This window comes from Mesorhizobium sp. M7A.F.Ca.CA.002.15.2.1 (assembly GCF_003998715.1).
In the GTDB taxonomy this organism is placed as follows: Bacteria; Pseudomonadota; Alphaproteobacteria; order Rhizobiales; family Rhizobiaceae; genus Mesorhizobium; species Mesorhizobium ciceri.
In genome coordinates this window covers 1-6,292 of the sequence record NZ_RZPI01000303.1, presented here as the reverse complement: position 1 = coordinate 6,292, position 6,292 = coordinate 1, and the positions used below count along the sequence as shown (strand labels likewise).

The following is a 6,292-nucleotide window of genomic DNA, read 5'->3' as shown; positions in this document are numbered from 1 at the left end:
CCATCAGGTGCTGCATGCGCCCTAGCATGTGCCGACCGAGTTCGGCCGCGCGCTCGACCAGCCCTTCCTCCAGGATGATGTCGATCGTCGTCAATGCGGCGCGGGTCGTCACCGGGTTCTTCTCGTGGGTGTAGTGGCCGATCGCGAAGCCACCGGTGACGTCGAGATCGCGGCGCGCGATGATGGCGGCGATCGGCAGGACGCCGCCGCCGAGCGACTTGCCGAGGACGACGATGTCAGGCGTCACATCATCATGCTCGTGCGCGAAGAATTTGCCGGTCTTGCCAAGGCCGGTCGGGATCTCGTCGAAGATCAAGAGCGTGCCGTGCCGGTCGCAGGCCTCGCGCACCCGCTTCCAGAAGCCTGGCGGCGGCGGGTTTGGCGTCGCCCGCATCGGTTCGGCGACGACCGCCGCCACGTCCTGCTCGCGGCCAAGGACGTAGGCAATCATGTTGGCGCAGGCGAGGCCCGATGCTTCCAGGGAATCGTGGCCATAGGGGCAGCGATAGCCGTCCCAAGGCGCGACGTGCTCGGTGCCGGTCATCATCGGGCCTGATATGTGCGAGCGGAAGGTCGCCTCGCCACCAACGCTTGCTGCGCCGAAGCCGGCGCCATGGAACGCATCCCAGAACGACACCGTCTTGAAGCGGCCGGTCGCGGCGCGGGCGATCTTCAGCGCGACCTCGATGGCGTCCGAGCCGCCGGTGGTGAACAGCACTTTGCCGAGATTGCCGGGCGCCAATGCCGCCAGCTTCTCGGCCAGTTCGACGGCGGGCTCACAGGTGAAACGGCGCGGCGCAAAGCAGAGCTGATCGAGCTGCTTCTTGATGGCGGCCACAAGCCTCGGGTGGCCATAGCCGAGGTGATGGACGCTGTTGCCGTGGAAATCCATGAAGCGGCGACCGGCGGTGTCCTCGATCCAGATGCCTTGCGCCTTGGCGATCGTCGACAAACAGGGGCTGGACAGGCTCTGGTGCATGAAGGCGGCCGCGTCGCGATCGAGCAGGCCGCGGATCCGCGGATCGCCCTGCCCGGCATCCCAGCGACCGCGAGCCGCTGTGGTGTTGGAATCGCCTTCGGTGTGCACAAGTTCAGATATCGCGGCCATCATGGTCTCCGAAATGCGAATGAGGGAGCGGCGAACGCTCCCTCGATTGTTCTATCCGTCAATGCCGTCCGGTCAGGACCAGGGCAGCGAAAATGTCTTCACATTGGTGTAGCTCTTCATCGCTTCGATGACGCCTTCCTTGTAGCCGTTGCCCGAATCCTTGATGCCGCCGAAGGGCGACATCTCGATGCGATAGCCCGGCACTTCCCAGATGTTGACGGTGCCGACCTGAAGGCCGGCGATGTATTTCTGCATGCGCGGAAAAGAGTTGGTGCAGACGCCCGACGACAGGCCGAAGGCGGTCGAGTTGGAGAGCGCAATCAACGCCTCGTCATCGTCCGGCGCACGCACGATCGGGATGATCGGCCCGAAGGTTTCTTCCATGACCAGCTCGGATGTATGCGGCACGCGATCGACGACGATCGGCGGCAGCAACGCGCCCTGACGACCCGGATTGTAGAGGATTTCGGCGCCTTGCTCGGCAGCCATGTGGACGCGGGCTTCGAACAGCGCCGCCGCCTTCTCGTGCACGACGGTGCCAAGGTCGGTCGCGCGGTCCATCGGATCGCCGAAGCGGATCTTCTTCGCCCGCTCCAGCACCAGCGGCACGAAGCGGTCGGCGACGCTTTCCTGGACCAGGATGCGCTTGACCGCCGTGCAGCGCTGGCCGGAGTTTTTCGTCGCTCCGGCCACTGCTAGGTCCGCCGCCTTTGCCAGATCCTCGTCCGACAAATCGTTGAGGATGATCAGCGGGTCGTTGCCGCCGAGCTCCAGCACCTGGCGCTTGTAGCCGGCGGTGCGGGCGATCATCTTGCCGACCGGCACGCCGCCGGTGAAGGTGATCAGGTCGATGTTTTCATTGGTGATCATCTCGTTGCCGATATCGGCCGGCCAGCCGGTCACCACCGACAGCATTTCAGGCGGCAAACCGGCTTCATAGAGAATGTCGGCCAAGAGAAGCGCCGTCATCGGCGTCAGTTCGGTCGGCTTGACCACCACGCAATTGTTGGTGGCGATCGCCGGCGCCACCTTGTGCGAGACCATGTTGAGCGGATGATTGAACGGCGTGATCGCCGAGATCGCCTTCAACGGCTCGCGAGTGGTGAAGATCTTGCGCGCCTTCCCGTGCGGGGTGAGGTCGCAGGAGAAGATCTGCCCGTCATCCTGGATGCACATCTGCGCCGACAGCGTGAACACGTCATAGGCACGGCCGACCTCATAGAGCGAGTCCGTCTTGGAGATGCCGAGCTCGAGCGTGATGAGATCGGAGATTTCATCGCGGCGCGAGGCCAATGCCTCGGCGGTGCGGAACAGTATCTGCTGACGCTCGTAGCGGGTCAGCTTCGATTTGTAGCCGGCGGCGATCTCGAATGCCTGGCGGGCGTGATCGGCGCGGCCGGCCGGAACGGTGCCGATGACGGTGTCGTTCCAGGGATAGCGAACCTCGACGACGCCTTCGGCATCGACTCGTCTGCCGGCGATGCGCATCGGCTCGTGGCGAACTTTGATGGCGGGGTCGAGCTTGGTCATGGGTTCTGCTCCAGCAGATTCTTGTTGCGCGGAGGATTCGACCCCCACTCCGGCCCTTCGGGCCACCTCTCCCCCGATCGACGGGGGAGAGGAAATCAGGCGAGGTCAGTGCCTCAACGTTTCCAGGTTAAGCCGCGGCTAACCCTGGCGCCTTTCCTCTCCCCCGTCGATCGGGGGAGAGGTGCCGAGCGAAGCTCGGCGGAGTGGGGGTCGACAATCACGCTCGACTCAAGCCAGCGCCGCCGCCATGGTGGCGTAGTAGAAGGCATCGAAATTGCGCAGCGTCGGCTCGTTCGGAAATTCCGGCAGCACACGATTGACGATGAACGGCACCTCCTGCTCGGTCAGCCCGCCATGCGACCGTAGCGGCTCGTTCAGAGCCGCCAGGTCATGGCGATGTTCCGAGGTGCCGATCGTCTTGTTCTCGGTCGAGATCAGCACGATGTCGCCGATGCGATCGGCCGGCAGTTCGAAGCGCTCGCAGGCGGTCGGGCTGTCGACGACCAGCATGATGCTATCGATCTTGGCCAGCCTGGCCATGATATCGGCCTGGTCGGCGCCATCAGGCAGATAGGCGGTGGCGAAGGAACCCAGCGCGCCATGATGCACGACATAGGGGTCGGTGATCGGCAGGATGACGCGGGCGGCATCTTTGCCCAGCCACTCGTCGAGAAGGTCCTGGACATAGACGACATCAGGCGAACCGTCCGCCTTGTGCTTGGGCTTCATGCCATGGTCGGCGGTGACGACGATGGCAGCACCCAGCGCATCGAGCTCGGTCAGGTATTTGTCGAACATCTCGTAGAAGGCGTTGGCCTGCGGCACGCCGGGCGCATATTTGTGCTGCACATAGTCGGTGGTCGTCAGATACATGATGTCGGGGCGGAATTCCTTCAGCAGCTGGACGCCGGCGGCGAAGACGAATTCCGACAGCTCGGCCGAATAAACCTCCGGCACCGGCAGCCCAAAGTGCTTCGAGGCATTGTCGATGCCGTGCTCGGCCTTGCTGGTGGTGTCGGATTTTTCCGCAGAGAAGCACAGCGCGCGGCCTTCGTCGAAGGCGAGGCCCTTGCCGAGCAGCGCACGCAGCTTGTCCTTGGCGGTGACCACGGCGACCTTGGCGCCGGCATCGTAGAAGGCCTGGAAGATGGTCGACGCGCGCAGGAAGCGCGGGTCGTTCATCATCACTTCCTTGCCGGTCTCGCGCTCATAGAGATAGTTGCCGCAGATGCCATGCACCGACGGCGGCCGGCCGGTGGCGATCGACAGATTGTTGGGGTTGGTGAAGCTCGGAATGACAGAGTGCGCAAAGCGCACCGTGCCCTTCTGCTTGATCCTGACCAGAGCCGGCATCAGCCCGGCCTTTATCGCTTCGTCGAGATAGGCCGGCTCGCAGCCGTCAAGGCAGATGGCGATCGCCGGCACGCGCGGCCAGGCATAGGTGCGGCCGTTGACCGACACGGTGACAGGAGACATCTGGTTCATCTGATATCCTCGAAGTCGGCCGCTTCAGGCGGCGAGTTTGGCGCGTTCGGCAAGTGCCGCGGCGGGTGGGGCGGCGGTGTCGACGCCCATTTCATGAAGCGAGAACGCTGCCGCCTCGACGACGCGGCGCATGACATGTTCGTCCATCTGGCCGATGCAGCCGACGCGGAACGAATCCACGGCGGTCAGCTTGCCCGGATAGATGATGAAGCCCTTGTCCTTCATCAGGTCGTAGAAACGGTCGAACGCGAAACTGGCATGAGCCGGGTTGAAGAAGGTGACGATGATCGGCGACAGCCAGCGATCCCGGAGCAGTGTCTCGAAACCGAGGTCGCGCATGCCGGCCACCATAACGTCGCGGTTCCTCGTATAGCGGGCGCCACGGCCGGCGACGCCGCCTTCGGCCTCATGCTGGCGCAGTGCTTCGAGGAAGGCGGCCACGACATGCGTCGGCGGCGTGTAGCGCCACTGGCCGGTCTTGTTCAGGTGCGCCCACTGGGCGTGGACATCGAGCGACAGCGAATGGCTCCTGCCTTTGGCGGCCTCCAGTTCGCTCTTGCGCGCGATGATGAAGCCAAAACCCGGAACGCCTTCGATGCACTTGTTGGCGGACGAGACCATCGCCTCATAGCGGATTTCGTTGACGTCGAGCGCCACGGCGCCGAACGCACTCATGGAATCGACCAGCAGCTTGCGACCCTTGGCATGGACGGCTTCGGCAATTTCAGCGACCGGGTTGAGGATGCCGGAACTGGTCTCGCAATGGATGGCGATGACATGGGTGATATCAGGGTCGGCCGCGAGGGCCGCTGCCACCTCGTCGCCGCGCGGGGGCAGATAGTCACCCTTGTCGATCAGCGTATAGGCGCGGCCGAGATACTGCATGGTCTGCGCGGCGCGCAGGCCGTAGGCGCCGTTGGCCAGCACAAGAACCTTGCCGTCCCTGGGCACGAACGACCCCAGCATCGCTTCGACGCAGAAAGAACCGCTGCCTTGCATCGGCACGCAGTCGAACTCATCGTTCCTGTCCCCGGTCAGCGCCAGCAGCCGGCGACGCATATCCGATGTCATGGCGCGGAAGTCGCCGTCCCACGATCCCCAGTCGCGCAACATCGCCTGCTTGACCGAATAGGCCGTGGTGAGCGGCCCCGGGGTCAGAAGATACGGCTCGCCCAGCGCCGGGCTGGCCAGCGGCTCCGCGGCAAATTTCGTCTCGGCGAGCATGTTGTCCTCCGCTCGATCTGCGTTCGATGTGGCCTTATTCTTGGCCTGAATGATCTATTTGTAAAATCGTTATTTTGTATCGATGTATAGATTTTAGTGATGGCCTGCCGGGCGGGAATCCGTCCTCAGGCCATTGCAGGAGCCCTCACTTCCGCAGCCCCTCTCGCCAGCCGGCTTTCGAGCAGATCACCGCTCTGCGTCAGCAAGGGATAAGCGACCGAGGCCATCAGCGAGTTGATCTCCTTCAGCGCCCGCACGGCCTCCAGGTGGATGTCGCTGGTGTCGATGCTCTGCGGCATTCCCGATTGCAGGCGCTTGAGGTGACGGTCGTGGCTCGTGCGTTCCAGTCTGCGCATCCGCTCCTTCTCGACGACGAGTTGCCGCGCCGAATCGAGATCGCTCGACACCAGCACATTGAGTGCAAGCTGCATGTTGGCCATGACACGGTTGTGAAGCCCGGCCAGTTCGCTCCAGCCGTCGCGTGAGAAGCGCAGGTTCTTGTCACGCAGCTCCTGGGTGAGCACGAGCAGGTTCTTGGCGACGATGTCGCCGGCGCGTTCGAGATTGATGGCGAAGTCGGTGAGCTCGATGCCGCGCTGCGCTTCGGCCACGCTCATGCTGCCGCGATTGACTTCGGCAATGTAGAGCTTGATTTCGGTATGGGCGCGGTTGACCTCCTCATCGAGTTTTTGAGCCTGGCGTATCTGGTCGCCTTGTTGATCGCAGACAGGCCGGTGGCAAAGGCCGGAGAGGGTGGAGACCTGATGTCGCGCCGCACCAGCGCGCTCGACCGCACCGTCATGCGCACACCCGGTCTTGCGCTAGCCAGTGCCACCCGCGAGCTGCTGCGCATGGGCGAAGTCGTCGAGGTGATGCTGCGCCCAGTGATGGATTTCTTCGACGCCGGCACCGGCGACCAGATACGCCAGGCTCAAAAACTCGATG

At 63.6% G+C, this 6,292-nt stretch carries 5 protein-coding genes and 1 pseudogene; 1 reads left to right on the top strand and 5 read right to left on the bottom strand.

The features are described 5' to 3' along the window. From ENZ74_RS17755 to ENZ74_RS17735, 5 genes are all read right to left on the bottom strand, one after another. Positions 1 to 1,108 (bottom strand): aspartate aminotransferase family protein (locus ENZ74_RS17755; protein ID WP_127312893.1); only part of this gene is annotated, 1,108 nt, incomplete at its 3' end. Between the two features lie 72 nt (positions 1,109 to 1,180). After that, the gene (gene phnY / locus ENZ74_RS17750) at positions 1,181 to 2,638 is read right to left on the bottom strand and encodes a phosphonoacetaldehyde dehydrogenase (RefSeq protein WP_063167534.1); all 1,458 of its coding nucleotides are present in this window, start codon (positions 2,636 to 2,638) and stop codon (positions 1,181 to 1,183) included. Positions 2,639 to 2,866: 228 nt separating this feature from the next. Next, on the bottom strand, positions 2,867 to 4,123 hold the full coding sequence (phnA, locus tag ENZ74_RS17745) for a phosphonoacetate hydrolase (protein ID WP_063167533.1): 1,257 nt from the start codon (positions 4,121 to 4,123) through the stop codon (positions 2,867 to 2,869). 24 nt (positions 4,124 to 4,147) lie between these two features. Then, on the bottom strand, positions 4,148 to 5,347 hold the full coding sequence (locus tag ENZ74_RS17740; protein WP_063167532.1) for a 2-aminoethylphosphonate--pyruvate transaminase: 1,200 nt from the start codon (positions 5,345 to 5,347) through the stop codon (positions 4,148 to 4,150). Positions 5,348 to 5,472: 125 nt separating this feature from the next. Then, positions 5,473 to 6,000, bottom strand: a complete 528-nt coding sequence (locus ENZ74_RS17735; protein WP_348630697.1) for a hypothetical protein — start codon at positions 5,998 to 6,000, stop codon at positions 5,473 to 5,475. A 6-nt stretch (positions 6,001 to 6,006) separates the two neighbouring features. Here ENZ74_RS17735 and ENZ74_RS17730 point away from each other — a divergent pair. After that, positions 6,007 to 6,292 (top strand): annotated as a pseudogene (locus tag ENZ74_RS17730) (Na/Pi cotransporter family protein); the annotation flags it as partial.